Raw genomic sequence first — 15,258 nt, 5'->3', positions numbered from 1 at the left:
ATGACCGCGAGCCCGGCGCCACCGGCGGCGCCACCGAAACCGACCTGGGACCCCGGCCAGCCCGAGGGTCCCTTCCCGTGGCTGAGGCCGACGATCCGGATAAGGCTCACCCTGCTGTACGGCGGGATGTTCCTGATCGCCGGGATCCTGCTGCTGTCGATCATCTACCTGCTGGCCGCCCAGGCCCTGCGGCAGGGCAACGCGCTGCCGTTCCAGATCGTCGGCGGACAGCAGGTCAAGGTCTCCAGCAGCACCTGCCCCGGCGTGGTGGGCATCGACCAGTCGTTCGACCAGTTCAACAACGCCATCGGCCAGTGCATCCTCGAACAGCGCCGGCACGCGCTCGACGACCTGCTCAGCCGGTCGCTGATGGCCCTGCTGGGCCTCAGCGTCATCGCCTTCGCCTTCGGCTACGCCATGGCCGGCCGGGTGCTCTCGCCGCTGGGCAAGATCACCCGCACCGCCCGGCGCGTGGTCGGCTCCGACCTGACCCGGCGGATCGAGCTGGACGGGCCGGACGACGAGCTCAAGGAGCTCGCCGACACCTTCGACGAGATGCTGGACCGGCTGGAGCGGGCCTTCACCGCCCAGCAGCGCTTCGTGGCCAACGCCTCGCACGAGCTGCGGACCCCGCTGGCCATCAACCGCACGCTGCTGGAGGTGCACCTGTCGGACCCCGGCGCCCCGGTGGAGCTCCAGCAGCTGGGCAAGACGCTGCTGGCGACCAACGAGCGCAGCGAGCAGCTGGTGGAGGGCCTGCTGCTGCTGGCCCGCAGTGAGAACCAGATCGTCGAGCGAAAACCGGTCGACCTGGCGGAGGTGGCCTCGCGGGCCATCGAGCAGGCCCGCGGGGAGGCCCTCGCCAAGGGCGTGGAGATCCGCGGCGAACGCGCGCTGGCCGTGGTGCAGGGCAACGGCGTGCTGCTGGAGCGGATCGCCCTCAACCTGGTGCAGAACGCCGTCCGGTACAACGTGCCGGAGGGCGGCTGGGTGGAGGTCATGACCGAGGCCCAGCACGGTCAGGCGGTGCTCCTGGTGTCGAACACGGGTCCAGTGGTTCCCGCGTACGAGGTGGACAACCTCTTCGAGCCCTTCAGACGGCTGCGTACGGAGCGCACGGGCAGTGACAAGGGTGTGGGGCTCGGTCTGTCGATCGCGCGCTCTGTGGCGCGCGCACACGGCGGACGCATCCTCGCGACGCCCCGCGAGGGCGGTGGCCTCGTGATGCGTGTCACGTTGCCCCTTTGATCCACCCGGGAACTTGTTCGCTGTCAGCGGAACGGTTGTCCGGGGCGAAGGGTGGTCTCTGTGTGATCGATCACATGGGCGAGTGTCGGGTCATGTGCGTTCAGTGACCCCAGGACGGCCGGAAAGCCCGGGAAGTCCGGGTTTCCGGCCCCCCTGATGGCGGGAAATACACGGGGTGGCGTTTGTGCAAGACGGCCCCCGGACCGTGTACGGTCCCGGTCGTCATCCCAGCCACAAGCACCTTCGGGTGCGCGGCTGGGTGTCGATTGAGTAACAGACCTTGATGTGAGGCAAAATCTCCGCCTCAGGTCGGGCACAAGTCCGGCCTCTCGCGCGTTACGTGCGCTGAGACACCGCTAAATCCCAGAGGGGGAGAGCGAAAAAATGGCAACGGACTACGACACCCCACGCAAGACCGACGATGACGTCGACAACGACAGCATCGAGGAGCTGAAGGCCCGCCGCAGCGAGAAGTCGTCCTCGAGCGTCGACACCGAGGACTACGACGGCGCCGAGAGCCTCGAACTGCCCGGTGCCGACCTTTCCAACGAGGAACTGGCCGTCCGGGTCCTCCCGAAGCAGGCCGATGAGTTCACCTGCATGAGCTGCTTCCTGGTGCACCACCGCAGCCAGCTGGCCCGCGAGAAGGACGGCCAGCCGATCTGCCGCGACTGCGACTGAGGCCTCGGCAGTGACAGGGTCGACGCCGTTCCGGAAGCGTGTTTTCCGGAAATCGGGCGGTCCGGCCGATACGCAGGAGGCGGCAGCCACGGACCCGGAAACGGGTCCCGCGGCCCCCGGCGGCTCGGCCTACGGAACGACTGTCGTGCCCTCCGACACCGCCGAGGCGGTGCCACCGGCCGTCACGGCCGAGGAGGGGTCCCGGGGCAGGCCCGGGGCGCGTCGGCTGCAAGCCGTCAGGAACGGTGTGCGCAAGGGCGGTGAAACGGCGAGAGCCGCCGCCCTGTACATCACCGACCGCATCATCGAGAACGCACCGCGCGTTCCGGTTCGGGACCTCGCGACGCTGCGCGCGCAGTTCCCGGGCCTCGGCCCCGATCAGCTGGCGGACAAGCTGATCGCCGGGGCCTGCAATGCCACGTCGACCGTCGGCGCGGGCATCGGCGCCGCGGCCATGCTGCCGGTTCCGCCCGCCATGCCGGCGGAGCTGGCCGCGGAGATCACCGGCGTCGCCGTGATCGAGCTCAAGCTCGTCGCCGAGCTCCACGAGGTCTACGGACAGCGTCCGCAGGGCGGCCTGAAGGACCGCAGCCTCGCCTACCTCACCGCCTGGACGGAGGAGCGGGGCATCGACCTGACCAAGCCGACCACCATGAACGTGGCGCTCGGCGGTCAGATGAAGCGCGAGCTGCGCCAGCAGATCATGAAGCGGATGTTCCGCAACCTGCCCAACCTCATGCCCTTCATGGTGGGCGCCGCCGTCGGAGCGGTCATGAACCGCCGCGACACGCGGAAACTCGCCGAGAAGGTGCGTACGGACCTGCGGACGCGAGCCGTGGCGTGGGATGCCCTCCCCGCCCTGCCGCCCCTGGAGCAGCCCTCCCAGCCCCTTCCCGGGGCCCTCAGGGCGGCACTGGAGGGCCCGGAACCCGGCAAGCAGGACTGACGCGGGCCACCCGGGGCCCCCGCCCCGGACCCCGGTGCCTCACGCGCCGGCGGGGCCCGTCGCCGCGTCCTGCTCCTTGGCCGCGCGGATCGCCGCCGCCAGGGCCCGGGGCTCGCGGGTGGAGACGTACACGTACGGGGTCGGGTCCGCCGGGTCGGTGACCTCGACGCGGACCGCCGTCGGGACGTAGCTGCGCATCAGCATGAAGGCGCGCATGTCGGCCTTGTACGTGCGCCAGGCGCGGGCCTCCTCCGCCTCCAGCACCTCGGGCTCGCCCAGCGCCGCCACCGGGATCCGGGCGTCGGCCGCCACCAGGGAGCCGTTCACCACCCGCACACGCGCGGAACCGTACGAGCTCACCAGCATCCCCGTCAGCGCGGCGCCGCCCACCAGCCCGGCCAGCAGCGGCAGCGTGCCCAGCGGCAGCAGCATCAGCGCGCACGCCAGCCCGGTCAGGGCGGCGATGCCCCACCAGGAGCGGGGGGCGGACAGGCGTTCGTCGTGGTGCGCGGGGGAGAGCTGCATACAGGCAAGCCTGCCACGAGGCGACCGGCGGGTAGCCGCGCGGGTAAGGTCAGCGGCTGTGAGTGGACGAAACACAACGTTGACGCCCCCGGCCGATGCCACCGCGCCGGTCAGGCATCCCGATGCCCCGGCACCCGGCGAACTCCTCGGCGCGCACTACGAGCACTGTTTCGGCTGCGGCGAGGGCCAGCCCCACGGACTCCACCTGGAGGCCCGCGCGGGTGAGGGCGTACGCGTCACCGCCGAGTTCACCGTCAAGCCCGCCCACCAGGGAGCGCCCGGCCTCGCCCACGGCGGCGTGCTGGCCACCGCGCTCGACGAGACGCTGGGCTCCCTGAACTGGCTGCTGCGCGTCATCGCGGTGACCGGCCGGCTGGAGACCGACTTCGTGCGGCCCGTGCCCGTGGACACCGTGCTGTACCTGGAGGCCGAGGTCACCGCCGTCGCCGGACGGAAGATCTACTCCACGGCGGTGGGCCGGATAGGCGGCCCGCAGGGCCCGGTCGCGGTGCGTGCCGACGCCCTGTTCATCGAGGTGAAGGTCGACCACTTCATCGACAACGGCCGTCCCGAGGAGATCCGGGCGGCGATGGCCGACCCGGACCAGGTCAGGCGCGCACGCGCCTTCGAGGTGAACCCCTGATGTCCCAGAACAACCATGCACCGGTCGACGTACTGATCCGCCGCGTCGACCCCGAGGTCCCGCTCCCCGCCTACGGGCACCCCGGCGACGCCGGCTGCGACCTGGTGACCACCGTCGCCGCCGAGCTGGAGCCCGGGGAGCGGGCGGTCCTGCCCACCGGCGTGTCCATCGCCCTGCCCGACGGGTACGCGGCCTTCGTGCACCCGCGCTCCGGCCTGGCCGCCCGCTGCGGGCTCGCGCTCGTGAATGCCCCGGGGACGGTGGATGCCGGGTACCGTGGGGAAATCAAGGTGATCGTGGTCAATCTCGACCCGCGCGAGAGCGTCAGGTTCGAGCGTTTCGACCGCATTGCCCAGCTGGTTGTCCAGCGGGTCGAGAAGGTGCGCTTCCACGAGGTGGAGGAGCTCCCCGGCTCGGCCCGGGCCGATGGGGGTTTCGGCTCCACCGGCGGTCATGCGGCCGTGGCCGGATCCGGCGCTGGTCAGCAGGGTGGGAATGGCTACGCTTCGGTCGTTACCGACCGGGAAGGACAGTGACGTGTTCGGACGTCGCAAGAAGAACGACTCCGTCAAGGACGGCGGCGCGGCCGAGCAGGTCGACGGCGTGCGCGCCGATGAGCCGGACGACGCCGACGAGCTCGACACCGCGAAGCCGCGCAGGCTGAACCTGCCGCCGGCGCCGCGGCCCGACGGCCCGTGGGACGTCGACGAGGTGCCCGGCAACCCGGCCGACGGCCGGGTTGACCTGGGCGGCATCCTGGTACCCGGCGTCGAGGGCATGGAGCTGCGGGTCGAGGTCGCGGGTGACGCGATCGTGGCCGCCACCGTGGTCCTCGGCGACAGTGCCGTACAACTGCAGGCCTTCGCCGCGCCCAAGAAGGAGGGCATCTGGGGCGAGGTCCGCGACGAGATCGCCTCCGGCATCACCCAGCAGGGCGGCATCATCGACGAGGTCGAAGGCCCGCTCGGCTGGGAGCTGCGCGCGCAGGTTCCCGTACCGCTGCCCGACGGGCAGACCGGCGCACAGCTGGTGCGCTTCGTCGGCGTCGACGGCCCGCGGTGGTTCCTGCGCGGCGTCATCTCCGGCCAGGGCGCGGTGCGCCCCGAGTCGGCCGGTGTGCTGGAGCAGATCTTCCGGGAGACCGTCGTCCTGCGCGGCGACGGGCCCATGGCTCCGCGCGACCCGATCGTCCTGAAGCTGCCGAACGACGCCCAGATGGTGCCGGACGGCGTGCAGACGGCCGAGGACCAGGAGAGCTCCCGCTTCTCCGGCGGCATGGGCCAGCTGGAGCGCGGCCCGGAGATCACCGAGGTCCGCTGACCGTTTCGCGTGAGGTGTTCAGCCCGGTGGGCCCGCTCCTTCGGGGCGGGCCCACCGGCTTTCGCGCGTCCGGGCCGGGCGGGCGCGTCAGGGATGCGTCAGGGATCGGTCCGCGGCCGTCCATCGGTGCGTGAACTGCGGCGACGTCCCCGAGAATGAGCGCATGGGACGCGGCAGACTCAGGATCTATCTCGGCGCGGCACCCGGTGTGGGCAAGACGTACGCGATGCTCTCGGAAGGCCACCGGCGGGTGGAGCGGGGCGGCGACTGCGTCGTCGGCTTCGTCGAGCACCACGGCCGGCCGCGCACCGAGGTCATGCTGCACGGCCTCGAACAGGTGGAGCGCAAGGCGCTGACCTACCGGGGCGCCGCCTTCACGGAGATGGACGTCGACGCCGTGCTGGCCCGCAGGCCCGCCGTGGCGCTGGTGGACGAGCTCGCGCACACCAACGTGCCCGGCTCGCGCAACGCCAAGCGCTGGCAGGACGTGGAGGAGCTGCTGCGGGCCGGGATCGACGTGATCTCCACCGTGAACATCCAGCACCTGGAGTCCCTCGGGGACGTGGTGGAGTCGATCACCGGGGTCCGGCAGCGGGAGACGGTGCCGGACGAGGTGGTCCGCCGGGCCGACCAGATCGAGCTGGTCGACATGTCCCCGCAGGCCCTGCGCCGCCGGATGGCGCACGGGAACATATACAAGTCCGACAAGGTCGACGCGGCCCTGTCCAACTACTTCCGGCCGGGCAACCTGACCGCGCTGCGCGAACTCGCGCTGCTGTGGGTGGCCGACCGGGCCGACGAGTACCTCCAGCAGTACCGGGGCGAGCACGGCATCCGCTCCACCTGGCAGGCGCGCGAGCGGATCGTGGTGGGCCTGACCGGCGGACCGGAGGGGCGCACCCTCATCCGCCGGGCCTCCCGGATGGCCGCCAAGGGCTCCGGCAGCGAGATCCTCGCCGTCTACATCGCCCGCAGCGACGGGCTGACCTCCGCCTCCCCGAAGGAGCTCGCGGTCCAGCGGACCCTGGTCGAGGACCTGGGAGGAACGTTTCACCATGTGATCGGCGACAACATCCCCGAGGCGCTCCTCGCCTTCGCCCGCGGGGTCAACGCCACCCAGATCGTGCTGGGCTCCAGCCGGCGCAAGACCTGGCAGTACGTCCTGGGGCCCGGCGTGGGCGCCACCGTGGCCCGCGACTCGGGGCCCGACCTCGACGTGCACATCGTCACCCACGAGGAGGTCGCCAAGGGGCGCGGACTGCCCGTCGCCCGCTCGGCGGCCCGGCTGGGGCGGACGCGGATCGTGGCCGGCTGGCTGGTGGGCGTGGTCTGCCCGGTGCTGCTGTGCCTGCTGCTCACCCACGTCGACGCCGACCCCGGCCTCGCCAACGACATGCTGCTCTTCCTCGCCCTGACGGTGGCGGCCGCACTGCTCGGCGGGCTCTGGCCCGCCCTCGCCTCCGCCGCCTGCGGCTCGCTGCTGCTGAACTACTTCTTCGCCCCGCCGCTGCACCGGTTCACCGTCTCCGACCCGAAGAACATCATGGCCATCGCCGTCTTCTTCGGCGTCGCGGTCTCGGTGGCCTCCGTCGTGGACCTCGCCGCCCGGCGCACGCACCAGGCCGCGCGGCTGCGCGCCGAGTCCGAGATCCTCTCCTTCCTGGCCGGGAGCGTGCTGCGCGGGGAGACGGCCCTGGGGGCGCTGCTGGAGCGGGTGCGCGAGACCTTCGCGATGGAGTCGGTGGCCCTGCTGGAGCGGGCGGGCGACACCGAGCCGTGGACGCGGGCCGGCAGCGTGGGGCCCCGGCCGGCCGCCCGGCCCGAGGACGCCGATGTGGACATGCCGATCGGCGACCACATGGCCCTGGCCCTGTCCGGGCGGGTCCTGCCCGCCGAGGACCGCCGGGTGCTGGGCGCCTTCGCCGCCCAGGCCGCCGTGGCCCTCGACCGGCAGCGGCTCGTCGGGCAGGCCGAGGAGGCGCGCAGCCTCGCCGAGGGCAACCGGATCCGGACCGCCCTGCTGGCCGCCGTCAGCCATGACCTGCGCACGCCCCTGGCCTCCATCAAGGCCTCGGTGTCCTCCTTGCGCTCCGACGACGTGGACTGGTCCGAGGAGGACCGGGCCGAACTGCTGGAGGGCATCGAGCACGGCGCCGACCGGCTCGACCACCTGGTCGGCAACCTGCTCGACATGTCGCGGCTCCAGACCGGCACCGTGACCCCGCTGATCCGGGAGATCGACCTCGACGAGGTGGTCCCGATGGCGCTGGGCGGCGTACCGGAGGACAGCGTGCTGCTCGACGTGCCGGAGACCCTGCCGATGGTGGCGGTGGACCCGGGGCTGCTGGAGCGGTCCGTGGCCAACGTGGTGGAGAACGCCGTCAAGTACAGCCCGCGCGGGGAGCCCGTGCTCGTCGCGGCCAGCTTCCTCGGCGACCGCGTCGAAGTACGGGTCGTCGACCGGGGCCCCGGAGTGCCCGACGAGGCCAAGGACCGGATCTTCGCCCCCTTCCAGCGCCACGGGGACGCCCCGCGCGGCGCCGGGGTGGGCCTGGGCCTGGCGGTGGCCCGCGGCTTCGCCGAGGCCATGGACGGCGCCCTCACGGCCGAGGACACCCCCGGGGGCGGGCTGACCATGGTGCTCACCCTGCGCGCGGTGCCCCGGGGCGGCCCGCCCGCCCGGGTCACGGTGGACGCCGAGGGCCGCACCCGGGCGCGGGCGCCCGGAACCGGGGAGGACCCGGCGGACGTTGACGCAGCAGGGCAGGCAGGACCCGAACGACAGAAAGCAGGACCCCAATGACCCGGGTGCTCGTGGTGGACGACGAACCCCAGATCGTCCGAGCCCTCGTGATCAACCTCAAGGCGCGCAAGTACGAGGTCGACGCCGCCGCCGACGGGGCGGGAGCCCTGGAACTGGCCGCCGCCCGCCACCCCGACGTGGTGGTCCTCGACCTCGGCCTGCCCGACATGGACGGGGTCGAGGTGATCAAGGGGCTCCGCGGCTGGACCCGGGTGCCGATCCTGGTCCTCTCCGCCCGGCACAGCTCCGACGAGAAGGTCGAGGCGCTCGACGCGGGCGCAGACGACTACGTCACCAAGCCCTTCGGCATGGACGAGCTGCTGGCCCGGCTGCGGGCGGCCGTCCGCCGGGCCGAGCCCTCCGCGGGCGCCGGGGAGGACGAGGTGGTCGTGGAGACCGAGGGCTTCACGGTGGACCTCGCCGCGAAGAAGGCGGTGCGCGCGGGGCGCGACGTACGCCTGACCCCCACGGAATGGCACCTGCTGGAGGTGCTCGTGCGCAACGGCGGCAAGCTGGTCAGCCAGAAGCAGCTGCTCCAGGAGGTCTGGGGGCCCTCCTACGGCACGGAGACCAACTACCTGCGGGTCTACATGGCGCAGCTGCGCCGCAAGCTGGAGGCGGACCCCTCGCACCCGCGGCACTTCATCACCGAACCGGGCATGGGATACCGCTTCGAGAGGTAGTGGGGGCGCCGGTACGCTTCCTTGTATGAGTGCTGAACCGCGTCCCGAGAAGCCCGCGAAACCGGCCAGGCCGGCGGGCCGGTTCCGCCGGATGATCGAACGGCTTTCCACCTCGCAGGAGGAGCTGCATTCGGCGGAGCTGCAGGAGGACGCAGAAGCCGCGGGGTGCACGCGGATCTGCGACTGCCACGACCGCCAGATAGTCAAGGTGACCGGAACCCTGCGTACGGTCACCCTGCGGCCCCGTGCGGGCGTGCCCGCGCTGGAGGCGGAGCTGTTCGACGGCTCGGCCGCACTGGACGTGGTCTGGCTCGGGCGTCGCTCGATCGTGGGAATCGAGCCCGGCCGGCGCATGATCGCCTCCGGGCGCATCTCGATGAGTCATGGGCGCCGGGTCCTCTTCAACCCGAAGTACGAACTCCGACCGCTCGGACAGGAGCACTAACCGGTGACGTCACTCGACAGACCGACCACCCCAGATCCTGACGCCGGGCCCACCGACGACCAGAAGGCCGTGACCCAGGCGGCGCTCTTCGATGCCTTCGGCGGCATCCGGGGCACCGTGGAGACGATGCTCCCCGGCCTGCTCTTCGTGATGATCTACACGATCAACAAGGACGTGAAGCTGTCGGCCATCGCGGCGGGCGCGGTCGCCGTGCTGCTGGTGATCGTCCGACTGCTGCGCAAGGACACCGTCAAGCACGCCTTCAGCGGGGTCTTCGGCGTGGGCGTGGGCGTGGCCTTCGCCCTCTTCACGGGCAGCGCCAAGGGCTTCTACCTGCCGGGCATGATCTACGGCGTCGGCCTGGGCGTGGCCTTCACGGTCTCGGCGCTGGTGGGCTTCCCGCTGCTGGGCGTGATCCTGGGGCCGGTCTTCAAGGAGAACCTGTCCTGGCGCACCCGCAACCCGGGCCGCAAGAAGGCGTACACCAAGGCCAGCCTGGCCTGGGGCCTGATCTTCCTCGCCAAGTACGCGATCCTCTTCCCGCTGTACTGGTGGGGCGACGCGACGCAGCTGGGCTGGGTGCTGATCGCGCTCAAGCTCCCGCCGATGGTGCTGGCCGTGTACTTCACCTGGGTCTTCCTGGCGAAGGCGCCGCCGCCGATCGACGTCATCGCGGAGTACGAGGCCGAGGAGCTGGCCGCCCGGGAGAAGAAGGCCTGAGCCGGGCGACGGAGCCGCACCTGTGACGACGGAGGGGCGGGGCCGACCATCAAGGTCGGCCCCGCCCCTCCGTCGTGTCCGCAGGACTAGTTGCGGGCCTGGAGGAGGTCCTCCAGCTGCTCCTCGCGGGCCTGGGCGGCCACGAAGAGGAGCTCGTCGCCCGGCTCCAGGGTCTCCTCGCCGTGCGGGGTGAGGACCCGGTTGCCCCGGATGATCGTGACCAGCGAGGTGTCCTCGGGCCAGGCGATCTCGCTGATCTGGGTGCCCGCGACCGAGGAGTCGGGCGGCAGGGTCAGCTCGACGAGGTTGGCGTCGCCGTGGCTGAAGCGCAGCAGGCGCACCAGGTCGCCGACGCTGACGGCCTCCTCGACCAGGGCCGACATCAGGCGCGGCGTGGAGACCGCGACGTCGACGCCCCAGGACTCGTTGAAGAGCCACTCGTTCTTCGGGTTGTTCACCCGCGCCACGACCCGGGGGACCCCGTACTCGGTCTTGGCGAGGAGGGAGACGACGAGGTTGACCTTGTCGTCACCGGTGGCGGCGATGACCACGTTGCAGCGCTGGAGCGCCGCCTCGTCGAGCGAGGTGATCTCGCAGGCGTCGGCCAGCAGCCACTCCGCCTGGGGTACCCGCTCCACCGAGATGGCGGTCGGAGCCTTGTCCACGAGGAGCACCTCGTGGCCGTTCTCCAGCAGCTCGCCCGCGATGGAACGGCCGACGGCCCCTGCTCCGGCGATCGCGACCCTCATGCGTGTGCCTCCTCAGGACCCTCGGCGAAGGCCGCCTCGACCTTGTCGATCTCGTCTGTGCGCATCATCACGTGGACGAGGTCGCCCTCCTGGAGGACGGTCGCCGACGTCGGGAGCATCGCCTCGCCCAGCCGGGTGAGGAACGCGACCCGCACGCCCGTCTCCTCCTGGAGCTGGCTGACCTTGTGGCCGATCCAGGCGGCCGAGGTGTGCACCTCGGCGAGCTGGACGCCGCCGCTCGGGTCGCGCCACAGCGGCTCCGCGCCCGAGGGCAGGAGACGGCGCAGCATCTGGTCGGCGGTCCACCGTACGGTCGCGACGGTGGGGATGCCGAGCCGCTGGTAGACCTCGGCGCGCTTGGGGTCGTAGATGCGGGCGGCGACGTTCTCGACGCCGAACATCTCGCGCGCCACGCGGGCGGCGATGATGTTGGAATTGTCACCACTGCTGACCGCTGCGAAGGCGCCCGCCTCCTCGATCCCGGCCTCGCGCAGGGTGTCCTGGTCGAAGCCGACCCCGGTGACGCGGCGGCCGCCGAAGGAAGCCCCGAGCCGGCGGAATGCGGTGGGGTCCTGGTCGACGACGGCGACCGTGTGACCCTGCTGTTCCAGGGTCTGCGCGAGGGCGGAGCCCACTCTTCCGCAACCCATGATGACGATGTGCACGGCCGTCCTTCCGGCTGACAGCGGCTCGCTGGTTTCCAGCCTCATTGCATGCTCTGGCTAAACAGGGTCTCAGACCATGGCCCAAGCTACACACGGGCGGTCACCAGTGTGCCCCTTTGGGGTCCAGGCGGGGCCTCATTGGCGGCTCATTGCCCCGGATAAGGGGCGGGGGGTTCGTCAGTCGGATTTCGAACGCTTACGATCCTCTGCGTGTCCAAACTGACCGACGTGCCCAAACGGATCCTGATCGGCCGGGCGCTACGCAGCGACCGCCTCGGGGAAACGCTGCTCCCCAAGCGGATCGCCCTCCCTGTGTTCGCATCCGACCCGCTCTCCTCGGTGGCATATGCCCCCGGCGAAGTCCTGCTGGTCCTGTCGATCGCCGGTGTGTCGGCGTACCGCTTCAGCCCCTGGATCGCGGTCGCGGTCGTCGTGCTGATGTTCACGGTGGTCGCCTCGTACCGGCAGAACGTCCACGCCTACCCCAGCGGAGGCGGCGACTACGAGGTCGCCAACACCAACCTCGGGCCCAAGGCCGGACTGACCGTGGCGAGCGCCCTGCTCGTCGACTACGTCCTCACCGTCGCCGTGTCGATCTCCTCCGGCGTGGAGAATCTCGGCTCCGCCGTCGATTTCGTCATCGAGCACAAGGTGCTCTCGGCGGTCGTCATGATTCTGCTGCTCACGCTGATGAATCTGCGCGGCGTGAAGGAATCCGGAAAACTCTTCGCCATCCCGACGTACGTGTTCGTCGGCGCCGTGTTCGTCATGATCGCCTGGGGTGCCTGGCGCGGCCTCGTCATGGACGACACGATGGAGGCCCCCACCGCCGGCCTGGAGATCAAGGCCGAGCACCAGGGACTCGCCGGCTTCGCACTCGTCTTCCTGCTGCTGCGGGCCTTCTCCTCCGGCTGCGCCGCCCTGACCGGCGTCGAGGCGATCAGCAACGGCGTACCGGCCTTCCGCAAGCCCAAGAGCAAGAACGCCGCCAGCACCCTCGCCCTCATGGGCGGCCTGGCCGTCACCATGTTCTGCGGGATCATCGGCCTGGCCATGGCCACCGACGTCAAGATGGCCGAGACCCCGGCCACCAACCTGCTCGACAACGGCGTCCCCGTCGGCGACGACTTCGTCCAGCACCCGGTGATCTCCCAGGTCGCCGAGGCCGTCTTCGGCAACGGCAGCTTCCTGTTCATCGTGCTCGCCACCGCCACCGCGCTCGTCCTGTTCCTGGCCGCGAACACCGCCTACAACGGCTTCCCGCTGCTCGGCTCGATCCTCGCCCAGGACCGCTACCTGCCGCGCCAGCTGCACACCCGCGGCGACCGGCTGGCCTTCTCCAACGGCATCGTGCTCCTCGCGGGCGCCGCCATCCTGCTGGTGTGGATCTACGACGCCGACTCCACCAAGCTGATCCAGCTCTACATCGTCGGCGTGTTCGTCTCCTTCACGCTGAGCCAGATCGGCATGGTCCGGCACTGGAACCGCCACCTGCGCAGCGAGAAGGACCAGGCCGTCCGCCGCCGGATGCACCGCTCGCGGGCCATCAACACCTTCGGCGCCTTCTTCACCGGCATGGTGCTGGTCGTCGTCCTGGCGACCAAGTTCACCCACGGCGCCTGGGTCGCCCTGCTCGGCATGCTGATCTTCTACGGAACCATGACGGCGATCCGCAAGCACTACGACCGGGTCGCCGACGAGATCGCGGCGGCCGAAGGCCCCAGCGACGACAGCGTGCGCCCCTCCCGGGTCCACTCCATCGTCCTGGTCTCCAAGGTCCACAAGCCCACGCTGCGCGCCCTGGCCTTCGCCAAGCTCACCCGCTCGGACACCCTGGAGGCGCTCAGCATCAGCGTCGACCCGGCCGAGACCAAGGCCCTCAAGGCGGAGTGGGAACGGCGCGGGATCAACGTCCCGCTGAAGATCCTCGACTCGCCCTACCGCGAGATCACCCGGCCCGTGGTCGAGTACGTCAAGGGGCTGCGCAGCGAGAACCCGCGCGACGCCGTCAGCGTGTACATCCCCGAGTACGTCGTCGGCCGCTGGTACGAGCACCTGCTGCACAACCAGAGCGCCCTGCGCCTCAAGGGCCGGCTGCTCTTCACGCCCGGCGTGATGGTCACCTCGGTGCCCTACCAGCTGGAGTCCTCGGAGCTCGCCAAGCGGCGGGCCAAGAAGCGCCAGGAGTGGAACGCCCCGGGCGCCGTGCGCCGCGGGCCCGTCGACACCCCGCGCCCGCGCCCGAAGGACCCGGCGGCGAAGTAGCCGCGAAGGGTTGGTGAACGGCCGGACGAGATCCACGTAAACTGGTGGGTCGGTCGTCCGGCCGTTCCCTTTGGCCCCACTCGATCCACTTTCGATCCACTCTTCCTTCCCTCCTTGGAGTCTCCCCACCATGACCGAGCAGAACGAGAAGCAGTCACTGGTCGGGGAGGAGTACGAGGTCGAGGTCGGCCCCGTCGCGCACGGCGGCCACTGCATCGCCCGTACCGCGGACGGCCGTGTCCTGTTCGTCCGCCACACGCTGCCCGGCGAGAAGGTCGTCGCGCGCGTGACGGAGGGCGAGAGCGACTCCCGCTTCCTGCGCGCCGACGCGATCACCGTGTTGGAGGCCTCCAAGGACCGCGTCGAGGCCCCCTGCAAGTACGCCGGCCCCGGCAAGTGCGGCGGCTGCGACTGGCAGCACGCCAAGCCGGGCGCCCAGCGCCGGCTCAAGGGCGAGGTCGTCGCCGAGCAGCTGAAGCGGCTCGCCGGCCTCACCCCGGAGGAGGCCGGCTGGGACGGCACCGTCATGCCGGCCGAGGGCGACAAGCTGCCCGCCGGGCAGGTCCCGCAGTGGCGCACCCGCGTGCAGTTCGCGATCGACGAGGACGGCAACGCCGGCCTGCGCAAGCACCGCTCGCACGACATCGAGTTGATCGACCACTGCATGATCGCCGCCCCCGGCGTCTCGGAACTCGGCATCGAGAAGCAGGACTGGCCGCAGATGGCCTCGGTCGAGGCCATCGCCGCCTCCGGCTCCGGCGACCGCCAGGTCGTCCTCACCCCCCGCCCCGGCGGCCGCCTCCCGCTGGTCGAGCTGGACAAGCCCGTCTCGGTCCTGCGCGTCGAGGAGAAGGACGGCGGGGTCCACCGCGTCCACGGCCGCCCCTTCGTGCGCGAGCGCGCCGACGGCCGTACGTACCGCGTCGGCATGGGCGGCTTCTGGCAGGTCCACCCGCAGGCCGCCGACACCCTGATCAAGGCCGTCATGCAGGGCCTGATGCCGCGCAAGGGCGAGATGGCCCTCGACCTCTACTGCGGCGTCGGCATCTTCGCGGGCGCCCTGGCGGAGCGCCTCGGCGACACCGGGGCCGTCCTCGGCATCGAGTCGACGAAGCGCGCGGTGGAGGACGCCCGGCACAACCTGGCGGACTTCCCCCGGGTCCGCATCGAGCAGGGCAAGGTCGAGCAGATCCTCCCGAAGACCGGCATCACCGAGTGCGACCTCGTCGTCCTCGACCCCCCGCGCGCGGGCGCCGGCAAGCAGACGGTCCGCCACATCGCGGGCCTCTCCGCCCGCCGCATCGCCTACGTCGCCTGCGACCCGGCGGCCCTGGCCCGCGACCTCGGCTACTTCAAGGACCACGGCTACAAGGTCCGCACCCTCCGCGTCTTCGACCTCTTCCCGATGACGCACCACGTCGAGTGCGTGGCGATTCTGGAGCGGGTCGCGAAGGACGCCTGACCCCGCGGTTCGGGGTGGTGTGCGGCGTCGTCGGCGACGTGCGGCGCCCCGGGCGGCGGTTCGGTTCCTCGAGGTCGCCCCGTGGCGGGTCCCGGCGGGCGGC

Annotated in this window: 15 protein-coding genes; 12 read left to right on the top strand and 3 right to left on the bottom strand. The window is 71.2% G+C overall.

Annotated features, from left to right (window positions below; genetic code table 11):
* From OOK31_RS08215 to OOK31_RS08205, 3 genes are all read left to right on the top strand, one after another.
* Entirely contained in the window at positions 1-1,248 is a 1,248-nt protein-coding gene (locus OOK31_RS08215) for a HAMP domain-containing sensor histidine kinase (protein ID WP_267011673.1), read from the top strand.
* 384 nt (positions 1,249-1,632) lie between these two features.
* A complete protein-coding gene (locus OOK31_RS08210; RefSeq protein WP_267011672.1) occupies positions 1,633-1,929 on the top strand; it encodes a DUF4193 domain-containing protein in 297 nt (98 codons plus the stop codon).
* A 10-nt stretch (positions 1,930-1,939) separates the two neighbouring features.
* Positions 1,940-2,875 carry a hypothetical protein gene (locus OOK31_RS08205; protein ID WP_267011671.1) on the top strand — a complete coding sequence of 312 codons (936 nt, stop codon included), beginning with the start codon at positions 1,940-1,942 and terminating at the stop codon, positions 2,873-2,875.
* A gap of 39 nt (positions 2,876-2,914) precedes the next feature.
* Here the strand turns inward: OOK31_RS08205 and OOK31_RS08200 are convergent, their stop codons facing one another.
* Positions 2,915-3,400: a DUF3093 domain-containing protein gene (locus OOK31_RS08200; RefSeq protein WP_267011670.1), complete on the bottom strand. Its 486-nt coding sequence runs from the start codon at positions 3,398-3,400 to the stop codon at positions 2,915-2,917.
* A gap of 58 nt (positions 3,401-3,458) precedes the next feature.
* Between OOK31_RS08200 and OOK31_RS08195 the strand changes: the two genes are divergently transcribed.
* The 7 genes from OOK31_RS08195 (at position 3,459) to OOK31_RS08165 (ending at position 10,014) form a co-directional block, all read left to right on the top strand.
* The gene (locus tag OOK31_RS08195) at positions 3,459-4,043 is read left to right on the top strand and encodes a PaaI family thioesterase (RefSeq protein ID WP_267011669.1); all 585 of its coding nucleotides are present in this window, start codon (positions 3,459-3,461) and stop codon (positions 4,041-4,043) included.
* Positions 4,043-4,579 carry a dUTP diphosphatase gene (gene dut, locus OOK31_RS08190; protein ID WP_267011668.1) on the top strand — a complete coding sequence of 179 codons (537 nt, stop codon included), beginning with the start codon at positions 4,043-4,045 and terminating at the stop codon, positions 4,577-4,579. The genes OOK31_RS08195 and dut overlap by 1 nt, the downstream gene beginning before the upstream one ends.
* A gap of 1 nt (position 4,580) precedes the next feature.
* Complete coding sequence (locus tag OOK31_RS08185) at positions 4,581-5,363, top strand: DUF3710 domain-containing protein (protein WP_267011667.1); 783 nt, start codon at positions 4,581-4,583, stop codon at positions 5,361-5,363.
* Positions 5,364-5,526: 163 nt separating this feature from the next.
* Positions 5,527-8,166: a DUF4118 domain-containing protein gene (locus OOK31_RS08180; RefSeq protein WP_267011666.1), complete on the top strand. Its 2,640-nt coding sequence runs from the start codon at positions 5,527-5,529 to the stop codon at positions 8,164-8,166.
* Positions 8,163-8,849, top strand: coding sequence for a response regulator (locus tag OOK31_RS08175; protein WP_267011665.1), 687 nt, complete (start codon positions 8,163-8,165; stop codon positions 8,847-8,849). The genes OOK31_RS08180 and OOK31_RS08175 overlap by 4 nt, the downstream gene beginning before the upstream one ends.
* Positions 8,850-8,874: 25 nt before the next feature.
* A complete protein-coding gene (locus OOK31_RS08170) occupies positions 8,875-9,294 on the top strand; it encodes an OB-fold nucleic acid binding domain-containing protein (RefSeq protein ID WP_125816976.1) in 420 nt (139 codons plus the stop codon).
* A 3-nt stretch (positions 9,295-9,297) separates the two neighbouring features.
* Positions 9,298-10,014 carry a DUF3159 domain-containing protein gene (locus OOK31_RS08165; protein ID WP_267011664.1) on the top strand — a complete coding sequence of 239 codons (717 nt, stop codon included), beginning with the start codon at positions 9,298-9,300 and terminating at the stop codon, positions 10,012-10,014.
* 86 nt (positions 10,015-10,100) lie between these two features.
* On the opposite strand, the gene OOK31_RS08160 is transcribed toward OOK31_RS08165, so the two are convergent.
* Both OOK31_RS08160 and OOK31_RS08155 read right to left on the bottom strand, forming a co-directional pair.
* Positions 10,101-10,763, bottom strand: a complete 663-nt coding sequence (locus OOK31_RS08160) for a TrkA family potassium uptake protein (RefSeq protein ID WP_267011663.1) — start codon at positions 10,761-10,763, stop codon at positions 10,101-10,103.
* On the bottom strand, positions 10,760-11,428 hold the full coding sequence (locus OOK31_RS08155; RefSeq protein WP_267011662.1) for a TrkA family potassium uptake protein: 669 nt from the start codon (positions 11,426-11,428) through the stop codon (positions 10,760-10,762). Before OOK31_RS08155 ends, OOK31_RS08160 begins: the two co-directional genes overlap by 4 nt.
* Positions 11,429-11,638: 210 nt before the next feature.
* Between OOK31_RS08155 and OOK31_RS08150 the strand changes: the two genes are divergently transcribed.
* Both OOK31_RS08150 and OOK31_RS08145 read left to right on the top strand, forming a co-directional pair.
* Positions 11,639-13,693, top strand: a complete 2,055-nt coding sequence (locus OOK31_RS08150; protein ID WP_267011661.1) for an APC family permease — start codon at positions 11,639-11,641, stop codon at positions 13,691-13,693.
* A gap of 130 nt (positions 13,694-13,823) precedes the next feature.
* Positions 13,824-15,155 (top strand): class I SAM-dependent RNA methyltransferase, encoded by a 1,332-nt coding sequence (locus OOK31_RS08145; protein ID WP_267011660.1) that lies wholly within the window; start codon positions 13,824-13,826, stop codon positions 15,153-15,155.
* Positions 15,156-15,258 lie beyond the last annotated feature (103 nt).

Source organism: Streptomyces sp. NBC_00249, from assembly GCF_026342355.1.
In the GTDB taxonomy this organism is placed as follows: domain Bacteria; phylum Actinomycetota; class Actinomycetes; order Streptomycetales; family Streptomycetaceae; genus Streptomyces.
The sequence above is the reverse complement of the archived record's forward strand: the minus strand, read 5'-3'. Positions and strand labels throughout refer to the sequence as shown.